This is a genomic window from Pandoraea horticolens (assembly GCF_902459555.1).
Lineage (GTDB): Bacteria > Pseudomonadota > Gammaproteobacteria > Burkholderiales > Burkholderiaceae > Pandoraea > Pandoraea horticolens.
Window position 1 is genome coordinate 1 of record NZ_CABPSM010000028.1, and the last position, 24,715, is coordinate 24,715.

General features: G+C 65.0%; 11 protein-coding genes. All 11 read right to left on the minus strand.

Features of this window, described 5'->3' with window-relative positions; all coding sequences use genetic code 11:
* Positions 1 to 255: 255 nt before the first annotated feature.
* Positions 256 to 13,416, minus strand: coding sequence for a filamentous haemagglutinin family protein (locus tag PHO31112_RS25745; RefSeq protein ID WP_174995889.1), 13,161 nt, complete (start codon positions 13,414 to 13,416; stop codon positions 256 to 258).
* Positions 13,417 to 13,623: 207 nt separating this feature from the next.
* Positions 13,624 to 14,640 (minus strand): FecR family protein, encoded by a 1,017-nt coding sequence (locus PHO31112_RS25750; protein ID WP_150624407.1) that lies wholly within the window; start codon positions 14,638 to 14,640, stop codon positions 13,624 to 13,626.
* A 76-nt stretch (positions 14,641 to 14,716) separates the two neighbouring features.
* Positions 14,717 to 15,232, minus strand: coding sequence for an RNA polymerase sigma factor (locus PHO31112_RS25755; RefSeq protein ID WP_150624409.1), 516 nt, complete (start codon positions 15,230 to 15,232; stop codon positions 14,717 to 14,719).
* Positions 15,233 to 15,946, minus strand: a complete 714-nt coding sequence (locus tag PHO31112_RS25760; RefSeq protein WP_150624411.1) for an STN domain-containing protein — start codon at positions 15,944 to 15,946, stop codon at positions 15,233 to 15,235.
* Between the two features lie 393 nt (positions 15,947 to 16,339).
* Entirely contained in the window at positions 16,340 to 16,942 is a 603-nt protein-coding gene (locus tag PHO31112_RS25765; RefSeq protein WP_150624413.1) for a YbjN domain-containing protein, read from the minus strand.
* 75 nt (positions 16,943 to 17,017) lie between these two features.
* The gene (locus PHO31112_RS25770) at positions 17,018 to 17,758 is read right to left on the minus strand and encodes a hypothetical protein (RefSeq protein WP_150624415.1); all 741 of its coding nucleotides are present in this window, start codon (positions 17,756 to 17,758) and stop codon (positions 17,018 to 17,020) included.
* Positions 17,759 to 17,768: 10 nt separating this feature from the next.
* The gene (locus PHO31112_RS25775) at positions 17,769 to 19,553 is read right to left on the minus strand and encodes a putative porin (RefSeq protein ID WP_246178570.1); all 1,785 of its coding nucleotides are present in this window, start codon (positions 19,551 to 19,553) and stop codon (positions 17,769 to 17,771) included.
* Between the two features lie 74 nt (positions 19,554 to 19,627).
* A complete protein-coding gene (locus PHO31112_RS25780) occupies positions 19,628 to 20,353 on the minus strand; it encodes an energy transducer TonB family protein (RefSeq protein ID WP_246178572.1) in 726 nt (241 codons plus the stop codon).
* A 10-nt stretch (positions 20,354 to 20,363) separates the two neighbouring features.
* Positions 20,364 to 20,774 carry an ExbD/TolR family protein gene (locus PHO31112_RS25785; RefSeq protein ID WP_010808895.1) on the minus strand — a complete coding sequence of 137 codons (411 nt, stop codon included), beginning with the start codon at positions 20,772 to 20,774 and terminating at the stop codon, positions 20,364 to 20,366.
* A 12-nt stretch (positions 20,775 to 20,786) separates the two neighbouring features.
* Positions 20,787 to 22,559: a DUF2341 domain-containing protein gene (locus tag PHO31112_RS25790; RefSeq protein ID WP_150624418.1), complete on the minus strand. Its 1,773-nt coding sequence runs from the start codon at positions 22,557 to 22,559 to the stop codon at positions 20,787 to 20,789.
* A 137-nt stretch (positions 22,560 to 22,696) separates the two neighbouring features.
* Positions 22,697 to 24,373, minus strand: a complete 1,677-nt coding sequence (locus PHO31112_RS25795; RefSeq protein WP_150624420.1) for a ShlB/FhaC/HecB family hemolysin secretion/activation protein — start codon at positions 24,371 to 24,373, stop codon at positions 22,697 to 22,699.
* Positions 24,374 to 24,715: the final 342 nt, after the last annotated feature.

Here is a 24,715-nt window from a genome sequence, read left to right on the forward strand (position 1 = left end):
TAGCAACTCGCAAGCCCCAAAACCCCTGACCACCAGGCTTTCCAGCCCGTCGCCCCATACCGCTTCGCCGCTTTCGCTGCGTCGCCGTCGTTGCGAGAGACGAGATATTAGTCACCTTCGACAAACTGCGCAAGCCCTTTGTGAAACTATTTTGAAAAACCAGCAAATTCCTCCTGCCAGCCTCTCAATATGTCGTGGCTCGCCCCTCGCCGTGTTCCGAACGACTCCCCCACAACCGAGGGAGCCCTACCCGCTTCAGCGCATCAGGTTTTTCCGCTCTGTGGGCGTAAGCGCCTGCAGCTGCGATTCACTCAGATTCATCTGTCCGAGCACCTGCACGGGCGACGCCGGATCGTAGCGCAACGTCCGCCCGCCGTCGGCACGCGGTTTGCCAGTCACATCGCTCGACGTGCCCACGTCGAGCAAGCGCACCGAGAAGATCGACGGCTGATTCTGCCGCGCCGACGCCCGATCGCGAGATACCGCATCCTGTGCCGCAGCCGCCGCCTGTGCCGCCGTTGAACTGGCATTCGTGAGCGCGCCGACATTCACAGCCGCAATGGTTGGAATGCCGACGGACTTGCCCTGCACCTGAATGTTCTCGGCGTTCATGACCCGCAGCGCCGCGATGTTCACGTTACCGGACACCCGAATCCCCGCCTCGCCTGCATCGATCGTGCCCAGCGGCGCAATCAGATCGATGTCGCCCGGCGGAATCTCCGGGATCGGGTTCAGCGTAGCGATGCCAGCCCCAGTGTTCGGCGTCGTCGGCGAAAGCGATACCAGCCCCAGGTTGTCGTAGATGCGACGCTGCGGTGTGTAGACCACCGTCGACTTCGAGCCACGGCCCGCGTTGATATCCCCCAGCGCCGACCACGCCAGAATATTGCCGCCGAACGTCGTGAAGACGCGGCTCTGACCAAGCAGGATGCTGTCACGCGCATACATATCGACGTTGCCACGTCCCTGCGTGAGCACACCCGAGCCCTCACCCGGCACGAAGCCACCGTCCACGCCGACGAGCGTGCGCCCCCCCGGCGTGAGAATGCTCACCCCGCCACCGAAGTCCGTATGAATGCCAGCGTCCTGCACTTCGTAGTGGGGAACGTCGTAGGCCGGGCTACCCCGTGCGGCCCATTGCGCCTGCGTCAGATACTTCACGCCAGGCCGCGGACGCGTCGTCGCTTCACGCCCGATGTTCTGAAGATAGTAGAGCGCGCTGCTGTACATCGTGAGACTGCCGTCGTACTCGGTCGAGCCGCCCGGGAAAAGCGTAGCGATGGCTTCGCGCCCGCGCAGATAGCTCCCCGCACGCGGGCCGCTCGCGTCGTTGTACTCACGCCCGGATGCCCGCAACTCGGCGAAGTACACATCGCGCAAATACGCGCGTTGCTGTTCGGCCGGAAGCGCATCGAAGAACTGACGCGCATCCATCGACGCCGCATCGAAATGCACGCCCAGACCGTTGCGTCCACCGAAGCGTGTGGCCAGCCAATTCACGAGATACAGTTGGCTCTGCTGCGCGAATTCGTTGCGCAGATCACGCTTCGCCGCGCCGCCGGCACTGTCCGCCGCCTTACTCGCCGCGTCGAGTTCCGTCTGCTTCTTGACGAGGAAGGCATCGGCGCCGGCCGCGTTGCCGTCATAACCAAACTCCTGACGCAGCCACCCCGAGAGCGTAAGCTCCCCGCCATATACGACCACGGCCTTGCCCGGCTGATTGGCGAATGGCCGAGATCCGTCCGCCAGGTTCGCCGCATCGAGATATCGAGCCGCGAACGCCTTGAAGTCGATGCCGTCGAGCCCCTTCGGCCCCACACCGGCCGCCACCGCAATCCCCGCCCCGTTGCTCCGGTCGCCCGGCTTGACGTTGGCGAGCGCGCCGAGACTGCGCAACTCGGCCTTGTCGCCCATGAAGACGTTGCGCCCCGCCGTGACTTCCAGCATCCCCGGGCCGGCCACGTAGAACGTGCTGTAAAGAATGTCCCGTCCCGCCGACACCACAGAAACATCGTCTGCCGAGTTCTGCACGATCAGATTGCCGCGCATCGTCGCGCTCGACGCCTTCACTGGTCGCCCCGGATTGTTGACCGGGTCCTGGAAGTCAGGCGTGGTGCTCCACCCGGCGAAATCTGCATGGGTGCTCAGATAGGTGCCGAGCGGCGTTCCCGAGTTGACGATGTCTCGTCCTGCCCGGATCGCCACCGCGCCGTTGCCCTCGTACCACGTCGGCCAGGTGCCCGGTGCGGGCAGTATGCTGTCGCGATAGTCGATGCCCCCCGTCTGCAACCCGACGATGTCGCCGGCGAGCGCATAGAAGCGTGCAGGCGAAATACCGGTGAAGTCATAACCGGACACGGTGGCCGGGGTCAGGCTGAACATCGGAAACTGCGTTGCCGAGTCCTGACCGGGGGAAGTGATGATCTGCGGCGCGAGCGCGTCCTGTTTGACATTGGTGAGGTACACGCGGCCAAACCATGCGCTACGCACGCCACCGGCAAACCCCGGATTTTGCGGCGTAGGCAAGGCCGTCGGATCCGCCGCCGAGCGACTGATCGGAAAGCCGGACCCAAGCAGCGACTGGCCCGCGATCATCTCGAGCGCCCCGCCATCGGCCACGACCTTGAACAACGAGCTGACAGGCTCGGGCGCCAGCAACGCGGGAGTATCGCCGATGGTGGAAACCCCGGCCACATCACGAATACCCGTTGCCGAATAACCGTTGTAAATGCTGCCGCTCGCCGCTACGGCACGAAGCGTCGCGGGCAACACGAAGCGGCCGTCGGTCGCCGCATAGTTCGCCCCCTCGCGATTGTCGGCGACGGCCGTAAGGGGCGAGAGATTCCCCCCGGCACTGAACAAGTCAATAGCGGTCGACGGCGTCCACAACGTGAACCAACTGTGGCCCTCGCCGCCGTAGTTGACACCGGCGGCCGAGAACGGCGTGCCGTTGGTGCGCTGCTGCAAGCGCGTGGCATCGCCGTAGCCGCCGATCACCAGATCACCACGCGTGTCGATACGAGCGGTCGAGTCGCCAAGCACCAGCGTCGGGCCGCCGGTCGCGAACGCCGTCTGCGCAGTGAACACATCGCGTGCCCGTGCTTCGCGCAAGTCGGGAACACCGAATAGCGTGTCGACGCCACCGAGCGCGCCCGCCTCGACGCGCGTGGCGCCACGCAGATTCGTGAACGTGCCATACAACGCCAGATTGCCGTTGCGCCAAGCCGTCGAATCGTTCACCACGCTGTTGGCCGATGCGACGGCGCGCACTTCGCGCACCGGGTTCAGCCCGCCGCCGATACGCACGTCGAGATCGCCACCGCCCGTCAACTGGATCTGCGTGCCATCGGCCGATACCCGCCCGGTGCTGCCGACCGACACATTCAGGCCCTCGCTGCGAGCCAACGCGAGCGTGCCGTCGGCATTCCCCGCCCCGATGCGTGACTCCAGCATGCCCGCGTTGCCACCGGCTTCGAGCACGACATTGCCGCCGCCGAGCGTGCCAAGTCCGGTGAAGCCGATCAGGAACGGCGCCAATTCATACACCCCGTAGCCGGCTTCCTTGCCGAAGGTGTAAGTCCCGAAGTTGATCCACCAGGCAGTGGGAACGCCACCCTGCGCAATCGCGGAGCCCGATCCCTGCCGCCACAGCCAATTGCCCACATTGCCGGAATCCGGAACGGCTCGCGGCGCACCAAAGCTTGTCGCACGTTGATACCGGTCGCGCGTGCCGACCGTGTCGCCACGAATATCGCCCTGAGCGCGCACGAACAGATTGCCGCCGTGCTCCGGATACCACGCGGTGTAGAGACTCTGCGCACCGCTGACGTACTTCTCGAATGACGCGCCTTCCGTGCCAAGCACGGACGTGCTCTTGAGCTTGGCGCGTGCGAGGTTGTAGGCGCTCGCCACATCACGCGCCTGTGTGCCTGCCGTGTAGACCCCGAACGGCGAGTTCATGGTGAAGTTACCCGCCGCGAGCATGTCGAGATCGCCCGTGCCGGTGCGCACCACGCTGAAGATCGGTTCGCGAGCGGGCTGCGTCTTCGTGTCGTACTCGGCAGGAATACCCGGCGTCACGAGGTGGAACGCGTCGTAGTACCCGTTCCACATGTCGATGTCTGCGGCCGAGGTAATGCCCCAGGCATCCAATTCGCCCTGCGTCACGATCTCGCCTTCGACACCGCCCAGTTGCCATGCATCCGGCCCCCAACGGTAGACACCGAGCGTGCCGGTCCCCGGCCTGAGCACACTGAGTTCGCCCATGCCGTAATGGGTGTCCGAGAGAATCAGGTGTCCATCGGTCCCTAACGGTTGCAACGCCCGCGGATCGGCCGCCGACGTATCGGCCCCGGCGACCAGTCGCAGCGACCACGATGCGGAGCCCGCCTGAAGCATCGGCGCAATCGCGTGGAGCTGTCCCTGATTGCCGTCGGCATCCGCCGGGCGGACGTTGACGAACAACACGTCTCCCGGCAGTTTGACGTCGGTCTCGGCCGGAATGATCGCGCCCTTGCGCAACGGCACATCGACGGCCAGCTTGAAGTCCACCGGCATCACGGCGCCCGCGGGCCATCGCATAGCGCCGACAGACGTCTCCGAGGGTAACAACATCCCGGCATCGAGCTGCATGCCGGAGCGCAAGGTCAACGCCGACGTCAACGCCGTACCGGCCGGATACACCACGTTGCCCGCAGCATCGCGCACGGCGGCGCCGAGCACGGTGCCGGCAGGCAGCGTGAGATCGGCGCCAAGTGTGGCGCGTGCAGGCAGACGCGTGCCAGCAGGCAGCTTCGCCGCCGCGACCTGCACGTCGAAGTTGAGCTTGCGCTCCGCCGGGAACACAGTGCCAGCGGCGAGCGTCACCAGCCCGCCCACCGGCACCACGGCATCGCCGCCCCACCCCGCTTTTCCGCTGGTCAGCACCCACCCCTTGTTGTCGACGTTCGGCGTGAGCTTGCTGGTATCGAACCCGTCGGTCAGGCTGCCGAAGACGTTCAGATTGCCCCCCGCGCGGATCGTCAGCGCGCCCGCTTCACCGCTGCCCCAGACACCGGTCTTCTGCATGTTCGGATTCAGGCTCGCGTAGCGATAGCGCGACATGTCGATGTCGCCGTCGAGGTGAATATCGCCATTGGGCGTCGCACTGACGATCTCAACACCCGGGCGCAGATGGAAGGCGTCGGCGTAGCGGCGCAATCCGGCCAGACGGGCCAGCAACGCGCCGTTGGCCAGCGCGTTCGACATGAACGTCTCGTTCTGCCCGTGAAGCGTGTCCAGATAGGCCTGATTGACGACCTGATACGGTCGGCCGTCGACAGCGACATCGGTGCCCGCCGGTGCATGGGTGTCGCGGAACATTCCGTTGACCGTGATGGAGCGCGCACCGTCGATCACCACGTTGCCGCCCGCGTCGATGGCGATGTCGTTGCCCTGCGCCTCGTTCGCACCGCCCAACCGTTTGGCACTGATCTCGACCGTGCCTGCCGAGAGCGAAGCGCCATTCTTATCGTTCGTGCCGGCACGCACGTCGAGTCGCGCCCCATCGACCAGCACCACCCGCCCCTGATCCCCGTTGATCTCGATGACCGCACGGTTGGACGCCTCGATGGGCTGACCGTAACTGTCCAGACGTAACGTCGTGCTGTGCGCATCCAGCACCGCGTTGCCGCCGACCGTCACGCCGTCGCGCGCCGACAGGCGAATGGTGCCTGCCTGCGCGCCGCTCGCGTCGACGCGTCCGAGCACATCGAGCCGCCCGCCGTCGATCGACAGCGTGATCTCACGCGCCTTGAGTTCGTCGCCAATGACGAGATCGCCCTGCTTGATCTGGAAGCTACGGCTGCCGAAGACACCGCCTTCGGTCAAACGCGCATTGAGTGCGGCGAAGTCGTCGATGCGTTGTGCCCGAATATCCACGCCGCCCGCCGTGAACGGTACGAATGTGCCGCCCGCGTCGTAGCGTCCGCTGGCATTGCCGAGCAGTTTGCCCGCCAGCGACACGACACCGCCCGTCGGCGCCAACGCGGCAACGGTGAGCTTCCCGGCCCGGTTCTCCACCGCCGAGAGGTCGATGCGCGACCCGGCAGTCTGGCGCACGTTGCCGTTCGCGCTCGACACCCCCACATCGCCGCCCCAACTGTATTTGCTGGTGTCGAAGAAATCGAGCTTGCGTCCGGCCAGATCGATTTGCGCGCCGTCACCGAGCGTCACATCGCCCTGTGCGGCCACCGTCAGGCGGCCGCTCGGCAGTACGACATTCGTGTCGACGGTGGCTGCGCCACCCGCCGTCAGCCCGACCTCGGCACCCAGTGCGGCCACCAGCATGGCGTTGTCGATCACGGGTTTCGCACGCGCACTGGCGTTGGATACCGACACATTGCCGCCCGCGATTAAACGATTCACCGACCCCGCCGCGCCGGTGAGCAGCGGCGTATCGATGACGACGTCGCCACCGCTGTAATCGAAATCCTGCTTCTGATCGTTCCACACGTTCTGCGAGCGATAGACGGACAGGCTGCCCTTCTGGTTGGCGCTCACACGCTCGCTGGCGTTGAGTTCGACTGTCGAGAAACCGACGGTCATACGGTTCATGTCGTGGTTGACGTCCCGCTGCGTGGCCGGCCCGAAGCCGAACTCGATCTCGCGCGCATCGATGGACAGCCGTCCGCTGCCGGTGCCTGCCCCGCCCGCGACGATGGCCCCCGCCGGCGACTTCGAACCGGTCCATACAAGCCGGTCGGTACGAATGCGTGCGATCGCATCGCTCGCGCCGTATCCGAAGATCGCGGGCGTGCCCAGCACGAGCGCATCGATGGTCGACTTGCCCGTCGCCGCGTCGATGGTCGAGAGTTCGACTGAATCGTAGAAGTTGATCGAATCGCGGGCGATAAGCGACAGGCTTTCCAGCGCGGGCGCGCCATAGAGCCTGTCGCCGCGCATCAGTCGCGAAAGCACTGTCTGGTTGAGCGTAAGACCTTCCGCCAGACGTCTGGACGCCGCGAGTGCGTCGAGCGACGCCTGTTCGCCGACGTTGACCCGGCCGACGGAGAGCGATAACTGACGCGTGCCATAGCGCACGGCATCCGTGATCGTGAACCGCTTGTCGGTCGCCACAGCAATCGAACCTTCGGAAAGCAGCAGCGTTTCACCTGCGCATGTCGCACCCGCCGCGCAGACGCCGAGGTCGATGTATCCCGCCCCGGAATAATCGCCCGGATTGGAAGGCGTCGGTGCGAGCATGGCGAGCCGCCCATTGGACACCGCCAGCACACCCGACGCCCCCGGTGCGTAGGTATACCCCATCGTCGAATCCCACATCGGCATGCCGTAGCCGAGTGTATTGATGCCACTGCCCTGCTCTATGGTGATGCCTTGAGTCGGCGTAGTCGTCACGAGGAAGACTTCGCTGGCGCGCAGCATGGCGCCGCCGCGCAGCACCACGCTATTCGTCTTGCCGCCGAACCCTGCCGTCGTGGCATTGAGAATCGACTCCGAGTTATCGCTGGCGACTACCGGCAATGCACCGATCCCGATGCGCGCCGCACCGATCGCGTTCAAATCGTCAGCCCTGAGCGAAGTCAGCGTGGTGTTGCCCTGCCGAGGTGTCGCACCGGCCCCAAGAATTTCGATGTTGTCGGCACTGACGAGCAGACTCGCGCCGTAGCCACCCTTGGCCGGTGCAACGTTTGCCGTGCCCTCGAATCGCAACGCGGGGGCGTTGCCAATCTTGCCCCGGTAGCTATCCGACAGGAAATTGAGATCGAGACGCTTGGCATCTGCCTCGATCAACGCACGGGGAGCCCCGACGCGCCCGCTCGTGGCACGCGCAAAGTCGGCGTAACTCATCTCGTTGTATTGCGAGTAGGTCCGCAGTACATCTGCCGAAGTGAGCACAACCTGGGTCGGCGTGGTATTGCGAATGCTGGTGTTGTTCACACTCAATTGCGCGGGAAGCGTCAGCGATCCGTTGCGCATCGCGGCCGGCGCCAGCCCCGTCTGAGACACGGACTGCGTCTGCAACTCGACGCGATATGCGCCGGGCAGCAACGCGAACGTCGAAGGCAGCAGCGTGTAGGTACCCGCAGACAGTCCCGGCACGCCTGCGCCGATGGTGATCTGCTGTCCGGCGAGCGGCGCACCGGCACCGTTCTCGCTCACGACAGGCGCATAGGCCGGTTGCACGCCGGGCACGATCGCGTACACCGGATTCGATGAGAGCGACGGCAGGCGGAAACTTCCCTTCGTGCCGGTCTGCACCACTTGCATGAGTGGCGCGAGACGTGCGTCGGCGGAGCCGCCACGTCCGGTCAGGAAGGCCGCACCGCGAATTTCGCCCCCGCCCGACAGATCGATGACAGCGCCCGGCTCCACAGCCAGCGAATGGCTATACACGATCACCGACGGTCCGCCGCCCGCCAGCGCGTACACCGCGTCGGCGGAAGCGTTGAGATAGCTCAATCCGTCGAGCGTGCCGCCATAGGGCATCACCAGTCCGTTCGCACTCACAGACGTCACGCTACCCGGCAACAGGTGAAGAAGGCCGTTGGCTTCCGTGTTTATCAGCGAACCGAAGGTGATGCTTCCCATCGGGGCGCGCAACACACCGCCCTGACGAATCTGCCCCGCCAAAAAGGTCATCCTGCCGAACAGCGAGTATGGCTGAGGTGCCAGCGTGTCGCCAACGCGCTCGAAGGTCAGCACACGTTCGGGGTCCAGCATGGTCTGACGCACACAGCAGTCGCTCGGATAGCTGCGCTGCCCCACGACAATCTTTGCGGCCGCGTTCTGTCCGGGATAGATCTGCACCGCAGCCAATGTCATATCGCCGGGCGAATAGACTTCGGTCTTGTCGAGCAGACGAAGATCGCCGGTGCTGCGCAACGCAACGTTACCAAAGGCATCACGCAAGACACTGACGGGAGTACCGGCGTTGGTCTCGATTGTCCCCGCTGTGCCGAACTGCATCCGGCCCGATACGTCGATCAGTGCGCCGTCGACTTCGAACTTGGCCTTCTCGGCCAGCAACGGCACGCCGAGCCTCCCGCTTCCCTGCCCCGAGTTCTTCGAACCGCTCACCGGATTGGGAATGATGTAGTTGTCGAATTGCTGGCGCGTCGGGCCAGCGAGTTGCACGACGGGTGCCGTAAACCTGACCTGTGTGTCCCGTGGAGCGCTCGCCGTCAGGCCGAACGAACTCGCCGTCAGGCGAAGGCTCTGACCGAGCGCGAGATTGACGTTGCCGTCGAAATCCATCATCCCGTTCGCAAACAGCGCGAGGTTGCCGAAACCACCCGCCGTCACACGATCCACACCGATGCGCGCGCTACCCAGCGTCAGCCCGCCGCCGAGCGTGCCGGGGCGCAGTGTTTCCGAGAGCAGACTGTTGCCCTGCGTTTGCGCCACAATCATCTCGTGCGCGACACGTACGGAATCGTCCACCATGGGGCCGCGCAACGTCACGCGATCGACCATACCGTAGGCGAGCGTCTCCAGCACAACGTTCAGCGTGCCGCCCGCCGCACCCGCACCGCCGGATACGGCCTTCATGTCGCCGTCGAGATAGAGGCCGCGTGCCGACGCAAGAGAGATGACCCCGCCGTTGCTGACCACATGCGTGCGTCCCTGCCCCGGGACATCGACGTCGGCGGCCGCACCCGACGCATCGAGCCGCGCACCTGGGCGCACGATCACGAACGCGTCGGCGGCCTCGACTTGCATAGCGCCCGCCACATACTTCGCGCCGATCTGGATGGTGCCGCCTGCGGCGACCTTGCCGGAAATCGCGCCCGAGGCATCCTGCGCCACGAACGCCCGTGACGCGACGTCGATCACGGCATTGCCCCCCAGCCAGATCGACGTCGGTGTGAACGTGCCCTCAGGTCCGTCATACCCGTCGACTGCGCTGAACGGACTGGGCAACAAGCTGACAGTGCCCGATGCTGCCCGTAGCGTGCCGAGCACTGTCATCTGCCCGTTACCTGTGAGCGTGATGCTGCGGCCCGGGTCGACTTCAATCCGAGCGCCTTCGCCAACGCTCAACTGTCCGCGCTTGCGCAGCGCGCCGGTGGAAAGCGCGAGATCGGCCCCGCCACGCTGCGTGATGGCGCCCTTCGCAGCATCGCTTTGCCAGACCGGCGCAAGAAAGACCGACAGTACGCCGGACGGGTCACTACCGCTGACAGCGTCGCCAGCGGCTTGTTTATCGACGTTCAGCACCGGCATGGTGACGTCGAGGCGCGTGTTATCGGTGACCGTCACACCAAGCTGGCCCGCTACGTCGTAGCGCGAAAACCCTGTCGAGAAGAGCGACGGGTTGAGCAAAGTGTCGGGCGTGGCGCCAAGCGACATCGGGCCACCGATCACAACACTGTTGCCTGTGCTCAGTGTCAGCGTGCCGCCACCGCTCACGCCGTAGGCGCGCAGCGCGCCATCAAGATGCAGTTCGCCTGTGCCTTTGCCGCTTATGTCGTACTGGTTGGCAAGCAGAGAGACGTTGCCGCCCCTACCGCCGCGCACCGTGCCGCCCGAGAGCAACGCGGCACCGGACGAGACATCGATGGTGCTGCCCTGCTGCACCCGCACGTCCCCGGTAGTCGAAAGCACGACGCTGCCGCCATTGAGGTACGGCATACCGTGGATGCCGGCCTCGCCGTCATCCGCCCGGCTCCACAGGCCGCGTGCGTCAAGCGTCACACCGCTCGCCACCTTTACGGACTGGCCGCCCGCCACGAGCGCAGGGGCCGTCAAGGGCGAGTCGCCCCATGCGCCATTGCCAGTCGCAGAGAGCATACGCTGCACGACGTTGCCCGCCGCAATCGAGCCGCCACGCGCCGCGACGTTCGCATCGATGTTCACTCGCGTAGCATGCAGACCCACATCGCCGCCGTCCGCTACACGAATGTCGCGCGAGAGCGTCACTTCATCCGTTGCCAGCAGCTTCACGCCACCGAATTGCTGACGATTGAGCCAGTCCGCGTCGATTGTAATTTTTCCTGCGCGCTGAGCGTCAAGAGGACTTCCCTGCGCAATAGTTGCCGCCAACGCCTGAACGTCGCCGACATTAATGGTGCGCGCGACGGCCGAAGGGCTGTCGCGCAGCGAGAGCGTGGCGTCGTCGTAATAGGGCGTGAGCTTGCCGACGATCAACTGACCGGCACGTGGTGCAGCAAGCTGCGGTTGCAGATACCCGTCGTAAAGCACTCGATCGGCGGCCTGTGTCTGGCGCGGGCCCTGATAGACAGTAGTATCGACATTGCCTTCGAGCACGACCGACGGACCTGAAACGATCAATCGCCCTGCGTCGCGCCCGACCGTGTAACCGTTCTCCAGACGCTGCCCCGGCGCAATGAACGGCGTGGCATACGTCTCGGTGGTGTTCTTTCCCCACCGGGCGTGTTCGGCTTGGAAGCCGCGATACACACCGAGGTACCGCAAATCGCCCGGCGCGTTATCGACGCGGTACAACAGCCCGTCTACACCGCGCAGCCAGCTTTGCCGGATCATGCCGGTCTGCACGTCGAGCGTGCCGCCGGCCAGATTGATGAGCGAACCGGGGCGCGTCACCACTTCCGCGCCGCCCAGTTGTACCGTGCCGCCCTGCGCCGCCCACTCGCCGATGCCATGCGACGCCGTGTTCAGATACCCGCTCACTTCCAGCAGGCCGCCTTGCGTGTACCAGCGGTCGGTGGTGTAGCCCTGCGTGCCCGCAGGCACACGTACCAGATAGCGCCGGTCGATGTAGACGGTCAGGTTGTTGAGCCGATGCGTGTCGCGATTGCTCGGCGCATCGCGCTGCTCGTTGCCCTGCACGTTGACTTCGAGATTGTTCGCCGACATGGCGACCTGCACGCCCACGGCGCCAGAGACGTCGAGCTTCGCACGCTCCATCGCCATGGCACGGCGCGTGGCCAGCACGTTGATCTGACCGCCCGTGGCGAGCGTGAGTGAATCGCGATCGAAAAGTACGTCGCCCGAGGAAACGATCTGCACGAGCGATTGATCCCGGCGGTTGAACAGCCCGGACTCCGCGACCTTGCCGGCCTCGGCCAGCAGCGTTGTGCGCTGTGCATCGAGTGCCGCATCGCCCGACGTGTCGAGCACGACGGCATTGAGAGCACCAGGGGCGACGCGCACCAGCGCATTGCTGTCACCGCTCGCCGTCAGGTGAATCGTGCCGCGCGTATTGACCGAGGTGGTAGAGACAAGCACCCCGCTCTGCTCGATCTGACGCGCCGCGAGCGTGATGTCGCCGAGTTCCGCCAGAATCAGCCCGCTGTTACTTACGCGGCCAGCGGTCGATCCGGGCAACAGCTTCGGTTCGACTTCGTTGCCGCGCGTACTCGAATTGAGATTGCCATCGGTGCCGACACCGCGCCGTATCACGAACGCATCGCCTCCGGCGACCACCGTCTGCCCCGACGGCGTGACGATGGTGCCGCGGTTGTGGGCTTCGCGCCCGAGCAGCAGCACATAGCCGCCGCCTTCGGTCACCGATTGCGGACGTCGCGTGTTGATGCGTGCACCCGCGTCCACCGTCACGTCGGCGGTCGCCCCAGTGTGCGACACGCTTGAGCCGCTCACCTGAAGATCGTTGGCAAACGTCGGCACCGTCGCGCCGGACACTGCGGCGCCGTAGATGCCGCGATTGAACTGATCGTTCGTCATGCCGACGGCTGCCGCCACGAGGTTGCGCGTATCGACCTGCGCCGTTCCCGAGAATTGAATGCCGTTGCGGTTGACGATCATCACCGTGCCGCCGGCCTTGATCTGCCCCTGAATCTGGCTCGGACGCGCTTGCGGATCGTTCACGCGGTTGAGCACGGCCCAACCCGGTTGCTGCACGAATTCGACCGTCGTGCGACGGCCAACGTTGAACGTCTCCCAGTTCAGAATCGCCTTCTCGCCCGTTTGCTCGACGGCCACCTTGGTGTTGCCCGCGGCATCGCGATCCTGCGCGATTTTCTTGTTCGCGTTGATCCAGCCAGCGGTAAGGCTATTGGTATCGACTTTCAGACCGCCCTCGGCAAGACCATCCGGAATGGTCTCCGGCGTTGCAGCAGCCGCCTGACGTGCGGCATTCTGCGCGGCCTGCATCGCAGCGATACCTTGGGCGGCAGTGGCGAGATTGGCAATCGAATTCTGGAGCGCCTGCGCCGCGCGTTGCTGTTGTTCACCCGGATTTTGCAGCGACGACACCGGCATGCCGTTCGGCAGACGGCCCGTCTGTGCAGCGGTGGATTGCGCCGCACCGCGCGCGGCAAACCACGCGTTGCTGAAGGCTTGCTGCGCATGCGCTGCGCCGATCATGGCACTACTTGCGGCGAATACGGCCACGGCCTGGGCAAGCGGCCGAATGCGCGGCAGACGTGCGCTGGCCCGCGTGCGAGTTGATAGGGAAACTACGCGCTTGTGCATGGTCATCTCAATCCCGTCTGGCGTCTCGTGCGGCCGTGGGACGTTATCTCGCGACAACGCCAGCGACGGCCCTGGCAGGTTTTCGTTCAAGCGATGCGAACGCTTGACGCTCTCGGGACTAAGACCGATCGGCGCGCGCCAATCGGCAAGGATTTATTTGAATCTTTCGTGACACGGTCAAGCCTTCACGAAGCGCAGCGCCTAGGGTCATCCGAGCAGAACGATGCCACCGGGCAAGGTATGCGCGGAGAGTTGCAGCGAGTGCTCGATCTGCCCCAGGGCCACGTCGAGCGAGCGAATCGCAAAGCGCCCCGTCACCGGACGCGCCGACAGCTTGCCGTTCATCAACACGACCTTGCCGGGACGGTAGCGATTGATCTCGTCGATGACGTCGCCGAGTGGGACTTCGGCGAATCTCAGATAGCCGTCGCGCCATGCCGGCATCTCGCCGTCGCCGACATTCACGAGCGATTGAAGCGCGTGCTCGTCGTAGACCAGTTGCTGACGCGCGCGCAATTGCACGCGTCCTGCCGTATGCGCGACCTCGGCCACGCCGTCGATGCAGGTGACGCACACCTTCTGCGCCACGTTGCGCACTTCCACACGTGCGCGGTGCGCAATCGTGCGCCCCGCTCCCGCGACGATCTCGAACGGTGCCGCCGTTCGCGTGGAATCGACCGCCGCTTCGCCACCCAGCAGATCGATGCCGGGGGTGCCGCCCGCGCGCAGCGCCAGACTCGTGCGCGTGTTCATTTCTACGGACACGTTACCGGCCAGCGCCACAGTGCGCTGTTCTCCCGTGCCGGTACGGTAATCCGCGCGCAAGGCGGCCGTCCCCTGAAACAAGCCGAGCGGCCCGCCAATCGCGGCAACGCCTGCAGCAGTCGCGAATGCCCCGGCGGTACCCGCCAGCCACCAGCGACGGCGCGGATCGAAGCCGCGTTCGGCCTTTCGTTGCGGTGCGGGCGGCCGGGCCGGTGCCGGGCACACGACAGCTGCCGATGCGCGCTGATGGGCCGCTTGCGTCAGGTGCTGCCACTGACGACGCGCGTTCGTCAGCGCCTTCGCATGGCTCGGGTCGCGCCGCGCCCACTCACGCAGCGCCTCGCCATCGGCGTGGGTCATCTCGCCGGACGCCATACGCCGCACCCAGGTCATGGCCTGACGCTCAAGTGCATCGAGACGCCGCTTCGGCGGCAACGTGACATCGGGTCGCAAACTCATGGCGTCACCTCTCGCATGAGACGGCAGGTCTCACTCCATGAGACGGCTTTCCCGCACGCCATCGGCAATCGGTCGTTCATTCGGACCTCGGCATGTGGGCCATGCAGTACTCGTGAGCGCGCTTCAGCTCAAGGCCGACCAGACGCGCAGACACACCGAAGCGACGCGCCGCCTCCTCGTTGGACATCTCGTGCACCCGTACGGCGATGAAGATCGCGCGCCGACGCGGCGGCATGGTGGCGAGCAAGCGTTCGAGCAGCGCGACCTCATCGCGCGCCGCCACCGTCTGTGCGGGGCCCGGTGCCGGGTCCACGAACTCGGTCATGAGCGCATCGATCTCGTCATCGCTCATATACCGGCGTTCGCGCTGCACGCGGTCGAATGCCATATTCATGGCGATGCGCATGAGATAGGCGCCCGGGCTCTTCACGTCGCTCTGACGGTCGGCCCGATCGTCGAGATGCACCCACGTGTCGTGCAAGGCATCGCTGGCGAGTTCCGACGACCCGAGGCGCCAGGTCAGCTTGCGCTTGAGGTCCTCATAGCGCTGCGTCAGCAGATCGCGCAGGAACGCTCTGGGCGTGTCGACCATCTATCGCTCCGTCGTCGCCGCGCACGGCAATGGCGCGCACACGAACGCATTCGCCCGGCAATCGGCGGGTACCAGCAACAGCACGAACGGTTGCGATGTGTCGACGGGCGCGATGCCAACATCGAGTCCTTGCAAACGGCGCAAGATCGCCGCGTCGCGGCGACCGTCTCCCGTCGTATCGAGCAGGCGGACACGCACCACCCGAGCGTTGGCATCAACCTGCACCGTCATTGCCAAGCGGTACTCCCCCGGCGAGAGCGACGGCGCCGTACACAGCGCCCGCAACACCTTGCCTTGCAAACGCGCGCGGTAATCGATGGCCCCCCGTGCGGTACTGCGTACCGACTCTCCCTGCGCATCCGCCGTGCCCAGTGGCGCGAGAACGAACGCGTTCTGTGCGGTCGCCTCGGCCATCACGCCGGTGCCTTCAAGAAGTGCGTCAAGGGCTTCGTGCGGCGAATAAATCCCCGTGACGGTATGCGAGCGCCGCCCCTCCACCAGCGACGACGGGTAGAACACGGACATACGCGTGAGCGCATCGAAGCGGGCGAGCGCGTCCTTCAAAGGCATCTCCGGGAGATCAAACGACTGCGCCTGCGGCGGAGCCGCTGACGCATTTCCGCCCCCAATGCCCAGCATGCCGCATAGCAGCCAGCCCGCCAGAACGCTCGCAGCCGCGAAGCGCAAACGTGGAGAGCGAACAATAGCGGTCATCTCGGGCGGTAGGCCTTTGCATGGCGGGCGTTCGGGAAAATCGGGGGTGGAGGGACCTGTGCGGCAGGCAAAGCTCACGGCAACGCGCCAAGGCGTTAGCCGCTTCCCCGTAGGCCCAAAATAAATTGTACGAATTCCTGAGAATTCTGGTGATCGATTGTGACGGTACTTTGACAGTGCCGCCGATCGTCGCTCGATCTCTCGCCGCACCGCCCCGGAAGCGTGCGTCTCCAGGCCATGACGAACGCCGGCAAAAAACGCCCGTAACACGCCCACGGGGTGCAGGCGGATTACGGGCCAACCAGTCGTCTGACTGGACGTAAAACAGCCGCGCGCGGGAGGTTCCCGAGGCTCAGGCGAGAAACGCGCAATGATGCGCCGCGCGGCGACGCTTTAGTTAAGCGTCATCGGTGCCTGCCCATCGCCGCTTGCGAGCGTGTTGCCCGGCACGGCGGCAAGGTCTTCGCCCGACGCCTCGGCATCGGCGGTCTGACCGGCGGCCTGCTGCGTGAAGTTGCGAAGATGCAGGAAGAACTGTCCCATCATCTCGACCCAGAGACGCATCGAGAAATTCAGGAATTCGGGGGAAACGCCGCCGGCCACGATGACGTCCATCTCGAGCACAAGGAACTCGCCGTGCGCCGCCACACGGGCGAACCGGCGCGAGCGGTGCCACTCGTTGATCAGGCCTTCGGGCAGATCGCCGCCCTGAACGCGCAGCGGGCAGCTCAGCGTGAAATCGAGATACTGGTCGGCACCGGCCTGATTTCCCCAGTGCACCTGATAACCGATGCCGTGGCTTGCGCTATGCAGACGCGTGACCAGATCGTCTTGCTGCACCGACACCGCGCAACCGGCGGCACGAATAGCATCGGCTACCTGGGCGGACGTGACAGACGTGATGATGTCCGCCGACGACGACGGGTGCGAAGACGCCGGCGCACCGGCTCGCTCGGCGTCGTGATTGTCGTGTTGCATCGTGTTCTCTTCGTTCATGCCAGTGATCCTCGAACTATCGTTGTGCAAATTCAGGACGAGGCGCGCCGTCGACGCCCCTCGCCACGCGCGTTATTACTGCGATGCTGCCGGTGCCGACGCCGCGGCCGATTCAGCGGGCTTTGCGGCGATGGCGGCAGCGGCTTGCTGCTCGTCAAACTTGCCCTCATAGAGCTTGTCGCCGTACTGCTGCGCGATCTGCTCGTACTTCACGCGAGCCTGACTGGCGAACGGCTGACGCGCCGCGATCACGGTCGCCACATCCATCGTCTCGAACGCCGTCAGAATCTCTTGCCCGACGGCGTAAAGACGATCGTTCTTCTCCTTGCACATCGTGAGCGCGACACGCTGCGCCGCACTCTCGTCGGCGAGATGCTTGCGCTGCGCATCGGCCTGACGCGCGAGCTTGAGCAGTTCGTCGTAGGCATTGCGGTACTGGGCAATCTGCGCGTTGGCCTTATCGGCCACCGCCTTCACTTCCGATTGCGAACTCCGTGCATCCTGCGAGAGACGCTCGCGCGCCTGACGCTCCGCGGCCAGTTGCTTCTGCGCGTCTTCCAGCGCCTTCTTCAGCGCCTCCGGAGAGTCCTTCCCCGGCGCGCCGGCCGTTGCGCCACCAGCCTTGAGCGCAGCCAGTTCGTTCTTCGCCTGTTGGAGTTGCTCGGTCGTGCTGCGTAGTTGCGTGCGCAGACGCTCTTCCATACTCGGCGCGCCCTGCGGCGTCTGTGCCGAGGCGGCCGAGCACACGGCAAGCAACACCGCGGCGGCCACACCCGACGCCAGACGCGACATCGCGCGTGGGGGCTGTTGACTCATGACCACCTCCTTAGAATCGCGCGTTGACTTCGATTTGCAGCGTGTCGATCGACAACGGCGCGCCATAGACTTCCTTCGTCGAGAGCCAACGGCCCGAGAGCCATGCGTTCTTGTCGAAGGCATACGAAGCGCCGATGTAGTAGCCCTTCGCGTTCGTGCCGCCACCATGGAACGTCGAGTCGTTGTAGGCATCGGGCACGGCATCCGGCTCGATACGCTTGTAGCCGAACAACACGTTCCAGTCGCCGCGCGAGGCCATGACCGGCTTGCCGAAGGTCGCCTGGAACATGTAGGCGTTCGGGCCGCTCTTGAAGTTGGCGCGCGTCGCTTCGCCCGCACCGAAGTTGCTCACGATGCCGCCGTTCGCGCGCCCCCACATCTCGCCTTCGTTGTAGGCCAGGTTGCGGATGTAGTTCACGTCGAAGCGCAACGGATAGCGGCCAGCCAGCATCGTGTCCCAACGCGCCGACAGGTCGAGCAACTGGAACTTCGAGGCATAGCCGACATACTGCGGTTGCGCCGTATTGGCCGGGTCAAGCGGGTTGAGCGCGATGTTACGCAACAGCATGAGCGTATTGCCCTTCTGCATGAACGCCGGGCGTGACCAGTCCGAATCGCAGCTCGTCTGGCCTGCATAGAGCGCGCAAGGCGACGACAGTTGCCCAGTGATGTTGCGGAAGTCGAAGTAGCCGACCGTGCCACGGAAGCTGTTCTTCGAGTCGAGCTTCCAGTTCGCGCCGAACTGCGTGCCCAGCATCCACTTGGTCTGGCTCGACATCTTGCTCTGGCTGTTCGACGGCGAGTTGTCGCCCGAGTATTCGAGCGGGATGAAGCCGAGCGAGCCGAACAATTCGACGTTCGGGTTCTGCGGCAGCACCTTGTTGAACTGGGCCGCGATGCCGTCAACGTTCAGGTCGTTGGAGAACAACATGTCGCTCGTGACGTACGGCGGGGCGAAACGGCCGCCGGTGAACTTCACCCAGTCGAACGGCTGATACGACATCCACATCTGGTCAAGCCACACGCTCTTCTTGTTCAGGCCGCCGCCCAGCGTGGAGTTGGTCGAGACGGGGCTGTCGTCGTTGCTGGTGGCCAGCCGCACGCCGGCTTTCACCTGCTCGGACACGTCCGCGAAGATACCGAAGCGTGCACGGGCGCGGAACTGGTTGGTGCGGTTCTGCGTGGTGTTGAGCAGCGGTGGGAGTGTGAGGTTGGTGTTCGAGTTCACGTCGAAACCATTGCCCTTGTTGATCTGCGCCCAGTCGATCTGCGTGTTCGTGTTGCTGCTCGAGTAGAAGCGCGACTCGTTGCGCAGGCGGAAGTCGCCTTCGACGTGAATGCGCTTGGTCCACTCGGGTGTTTCGTTCGGTGCTGCCCAACCTTCCGTCTTGGCCTGCGCCATCACCTCGCTCTTCACCTCGTCGCGAATCTGATCGCGCGTGGTCTGCGAGATGTACGGAACGCGCACATCGCCCGGCTCACCGCCGGGCACGGCCGCTGCGGCCACCACAGGCGTTGCGGCTGCCTTCTGAGCCGCCGCTGACGCCGCGTACGCTTCCGTTTCGGCTTGTGCAAGCAAGGCTTCGCCGGTGGTCTTGTCGATCGCGCCGCTCTTGATGAGGCCGCGAATCAGCTTGACCATGGCGGTCTCTTTCGGGGCAGGCTGCGCCTGTGCGTGGGCCAGGCCCGCGGCGCCCAGCAGCGCGAGCGCCAGCGCCACAGCGCCTGCGGTGCCCGCAGCGCGTGGCGCATGTCGGTGCGCGAGCGCGTCGGTCATACGTTCCAGTGCTTTCATTTTGTGTGTGACTTTTGCGTAAAAAGGAAGTCCTGCTTGTGCCGTATGCGGCGTGACGGGCGTCGTATTGCGCTTCATGGCCTGCGCCCCCGGATGCTCATCGACAGCGGAAAGCGCAGCGACGCCGGCGGCTTCTCTTCCGCACGGAAGTCGCGCAACATCGCGAGCACTGCATCGTCGATCGCCGCGTTACCAGTGCCCCGCACCATCTGGGCGCGCGTGGCGCGTCCGTCGGCGTCGAGCCAGAGATCGATGCGCACGTCGTCGAACGCCAGCGTGCGAGTGCGCTGATCGCGCCCGAACGCCTGTTGCAACGAACTGGCAAGCCATGCGCTGTATGAGCGGCTGCCCAGCCCGCCGCCGCCACCGGTCATGCCGCCGCCGCGGCCGGCGCCAATGCCGAACGCATCGGTGCCGGCTTGCGCATCGCCGTTGATCGTCACGGCGTCGCCGAGATCCTTGGTCGGGCTTGGCGGCGCATCGTCCTTTGGCGGCTCCACGGGGTCGGCCGGCTTCGGCTCGACGACTTCGGGCTTGATCTTCTCCGGCTGCGGCTCAGGCGGCTTCTCCTGCGGCGGCGGGGGTGGCGGAGGCGGCGGAAGCATGAGCATCGGCGGGGTATTGACCTCGCGGCGCGTGCTGGCCTTGTCGGTGAGCAGGTGCCAGAAAAGGGCAATCAATCCGAGCACGACAAAGCCACCAACGATCCATCCGCCGCGCCGGCGCAGCAGTGCGAGCGACGGACTGGGCGGCTGGGTGTCGGGCCGCACGGGGCAAGACGCGAAATCGCGAGGTTTCACGCTGCGCTCCTTACTGCGGCTTGCCGGTCACGAGGCCGACCTGGTTGAGATCGATCCGGCGCAGCAGGTCGAGCACTTCGACGACCTTGGCGTACTGCACCTGCGCGTCGCCGCGCACAATCACCGGGAAATCGGGCGTGACCGCCTTCTCCGTGCGCAAGCGATCCTCAAGCTCGGTGAGCGTCACCGGATAGGCGTCGAGAAACACCTGACCGGCGTTATCGACCGTGATCGCCTTGGTCTTCGGCTTCTCGAGCGCCACCGATGAGCTGGCCTTCGGGAGATCGACCTTGATGCCGGGAATGCTGGCGTTACTCGTGAGAATGAAGATCACCAGCACCACCAGCAGCACGTCGACGAACGGCGTGATGTTGATGCCGCCCGAGCGCTTCTTCGCGGCGAATCGCGTTGCGTTTGCCATGATTCGTCCTCGTCAGGCGCGTTGCAGCACGGGCTGACGGCGGCCTTCGCCCTGCTCTTCGGCGAGGCGAGTCGTGAACTCGTCGACGAACACGGCCATGTCGGCGGAGAGCGCATCCGAGCGCGACACCAGCCAGTTGTAGCCGAACAGTGCGGGAATAGCCACGCCGAGACCGGCGGCCGTACACAGCAGTGCGGCGGCCATGCCCGGCGCGACCGAGTTGATGTCCACCGCGCCCGCCATAGCGGCCACGACGAACACCAGCATGATCCCGATCACGGTGCCGAACAGACCGACATACGGCGCCCCTTCGATGGACGTCGAGAGCCAGTTCATGCGTTTGCTCATGTCTTCGACTTCGCGCACCATCGCACCATCCATCGACGCGCGAATGGCGCCGATGGTCGCTTCGGACACGGCGCTCGTGTCGTAGCCGAGTTCGTGACGGCGATGCAGTTCGCTAAGCGCGACCTCGTACAGACGCCACAGCGGCGATTGGTCTTGCACGTCCTCCGGCACACGATTCGTACGCGCGATCTGGTCAAGCGGTGCGCCCGAGGCTTCGCGAAAATGCGTCATGAATGTGCTGTTGGCGCGCGCCTTTGCGGCGTAGCTGCGGCCCTTCGTAATCATGATGAGCCACGAGACCAGCGCCATCAGACCCAGCACACAGACCACCACCCAGGCGTCGACCGGCATGGCCGCGAGGATGAAGGCGAAGTGGCTCTTGCCCGCTTGCTGCTCATCCGGACCATAGGCAATCAGGCGCGATTCGGCACCTTGCGAAACGGCATCCGTCTGAAGCAGCGCGGCGCTGCGGGCGACCTTCGACAGACGTACTTCGTCCACCGCACCCGAGAAGCGAGCGAGGCTGCCCGAGGCGCCTTCGACGTCGCCGCCGAGGACCGCGGGCGAATTCAGCGCGGGCAATGCCACCGCCAGCGTGGTAGCCGCGTGACCGCCGACATAGAGCGTGACCGACTTGCCGTCGGCCGTAACCGCCAGATGCGACCACTTCCCGGCTTGAATCGGCTGCCCCGGCTGACTGCGCTGAGTCCCCACCTGCACGAACGGCACACCCTGATCGACACCGATCACCAGATCGCCGCCACCGTCGCGGCGCACATAGATCGCTTCGTTCGCGCCCAGCTTCTCCGGGTGCACCCATGCCGAAAACGTGAACGGGCTGCCGGCGGCAAGTGCGAGCGACGGCGAAGCGGGCAGCACGATCGGCGAGGCGCCGGCTTGCGCGCCCTTGCCGATGATCGCGCCATCGAGCGTGACGACCGGGTTCTGGCCGTTGTTGCCGTAAGCGGTCGTGTCGCGCGCGGGCACGTTCGATTCGCCGAAGTGGTACACGGCGGTGTAGTCCGGATCGAACACACGCTGACCGTTCCCCGCCGCAGGGGCCTTGCGGTTGCCGTAGTACATCCAGACCTGTTGCTTGGCGCCCGCGGTGACGGCGGGCACATCGACCCACACAAGCGCGATGCCCAGCACCGGATCGAACTGCTCGATCTGGTGATTGAGGACCGTCTTGTCATCGGCCGCCACGAAGCGCAGGTCGGCCCCGGTTTCGTTCACGCCTTCGAAGCTGAAGTTGCCGGTGTGCAGACGCAACAGCATCGGCACCCGGCCGGCGTCGCCCGTGATGTTGCCGCCTTGCGGGCCGGCATCGATGGTAATCGGCTTGCGGTACGCCCAATCCGGTTGCCACCAAGCGTGCGCGAGCACCGGCATCAGCGTGCCGATCAGCGCAAGCAGGAATGGAAGAATGCGTCGCATGGCTGTATTTCTCCGTTTATGCCGCCCGGCGCGTTGAATTGGCGCACCGGGCATCAGGTCGTGAATGTTGTGTCGTGAAATTCGGATGTGTCTTTTCCGGGCCGTTGGCAGGTCGCCTTATTCGCTCAATCGCTCACTCAATACGTCGCGGTGACGCTGAAGTTCAGCCGCGGCTTGTAGCGCTCCGTGCGCGGCCCGTTGGTCAGCGGATACGCAGCGTCGACGCGCCCCGTCACATGCGACGTCAGACGCAGCGACGACCCCACACCGACCGACGCCAGCGAGTAACGCGAGGTCTGCTCTGGCAACGCGTCGCGCAGCCCCAGCCGCGCGCCGTCGAAGAACGCATACGCGCGCCAGTTCGAGACGACCGGGCCTAGCAGCGGAATCGGCGGCGTACGCCATTCGATGGAGCCGACCACGCCGTAGTCGCCGGTCGCTTCGGCCGAGAGGTAGCCGCGCACCGAGTTCATGCCGCCACCGGCGAGTTGTTCGTTGGAGATCAGCGGCGAATCGGTCATCTGCGTGGCAACGCGCGCCGCGAGTTGCCAGCCGCCGCCGAACGTGTAGGTGCCGTTCGCATCCGCACGCAGCACCATGAAGCTGGGCGACGCCTTATAGCGCTTCGCGTCGAACTGGGCCGGGCTGCTGCCATAGCCGAGGAAGCTCGACATGCCCGAGACGATCGACGTATTCAGACCGGCGCTCAGGTCTTCGTCCTGATAAAAGCCGCTATAGCCGAGCGTAATCGGCGCGTATTTGAGCGGCACCACATCGCCGGCGGTGCCGAAGCGGGTGGTTTCCGTGTTGTCCTTGAAGTCCACACCAAGGCTGAAGGCGTGATACCAGGCGCCGGTATCCGGCACGGTGTAGGTCGTCTTGACGCCGATCGCGTGCCCCTTGCCGAGCACCGTAGTGCCGCCGGTAGTGGCGACATTGCTGTCCGACTGATAGCCGTTAAGTTCGAGCGTCCAGGGCGAAGACCCGAGCGGCGCCACATACGACCCCGACCACACCTTGCTCTGGCTGAAGTCCTGAGGTGCACCGAAGAAGCTCATCGACACGCGATGGCCGAGTTGCCACAGGTTGTCGTAACCCACCGACGCGAGCATGCGCAGCGGCTTCGTATCGGCGCTGCGGTCGTTGTTCAGGCTGAAGCTCGCGCGCCACGGGTTGGTGTCCTCGACCTTGAGGTCGACGTCCATCGTGCCGGGCACCGCCCCTTGCTTGACGAGCGGCACTACCTGTTGCTCGCCGGTACGGTTCAGGGCCGTGAGTTCCGTCTGTGCGGCGTTGAAATCCGGCACCTTGCCCTCGGCCAACGACGGCACGCGATCACGCACCTCGCGCGGCGAGTGGTATTCCGAGCCGACCACGCGCAGACGTCCCAGCTTGGTCTCGCTCACCTTGAGATAAACCACGCCGCCCGTGACCTGCTGTTCCGGCAAATCGACGTACACCGACTGATAGCCCTTGGCCTGATAGGCGGCGAGCAAGGCGTCGCGTGCGGCTTCGATGTCGGCGAGCGTGCGGTTCGGCCCGAGATACGGCGTCACGGCCTTTTCGATCGTACGGACATCGAGCACCGTGTTGCCGCGCACGACGTACTCATTGATGTTGACGGGCTTCTGCGCGTCGGCAGACTTTTCCTTCGCTGGCTCCGATCCTGTCGCGCCTGCCTGCGGCTTTACCGCAGGCGAATTGTCCGGCCGGTCTGCTTTGGCTTCCTGAGCAATCGCAACGCCATGAACGGTTCCGCCCAACGTGACAGCGCACACTGCCGCCCAGCGCAGCCACAGCTGGTTCGTTTTCATCAAACGCATATAGAAGACTCTGCTTTGTTAGGTCGACGCGGCCCTGCCCGATGCAGTGCCCCCGGTGGCCTGACGATTACCCGCGCATACCGCTACACCACGGGTATCGCCCGGCCGCACGCAATCCGTGTCGACATTCCTCACGAATACGGATACCTAGACGTCCGGGAGCGCGACCGACTAACGTTTGTCACGAGAAATTCATCTTTCTCGAAAATCGCACGGACTGACGTATGCTTGCTCGGTCGGAGTCCTGATGGACTACCCATCATTTTTTGCGGGGAGGCAGGCCATGAAGGCAGAAAGCACTCGGGGGATTCGAAGGTGCGTACGCGTTTGGGG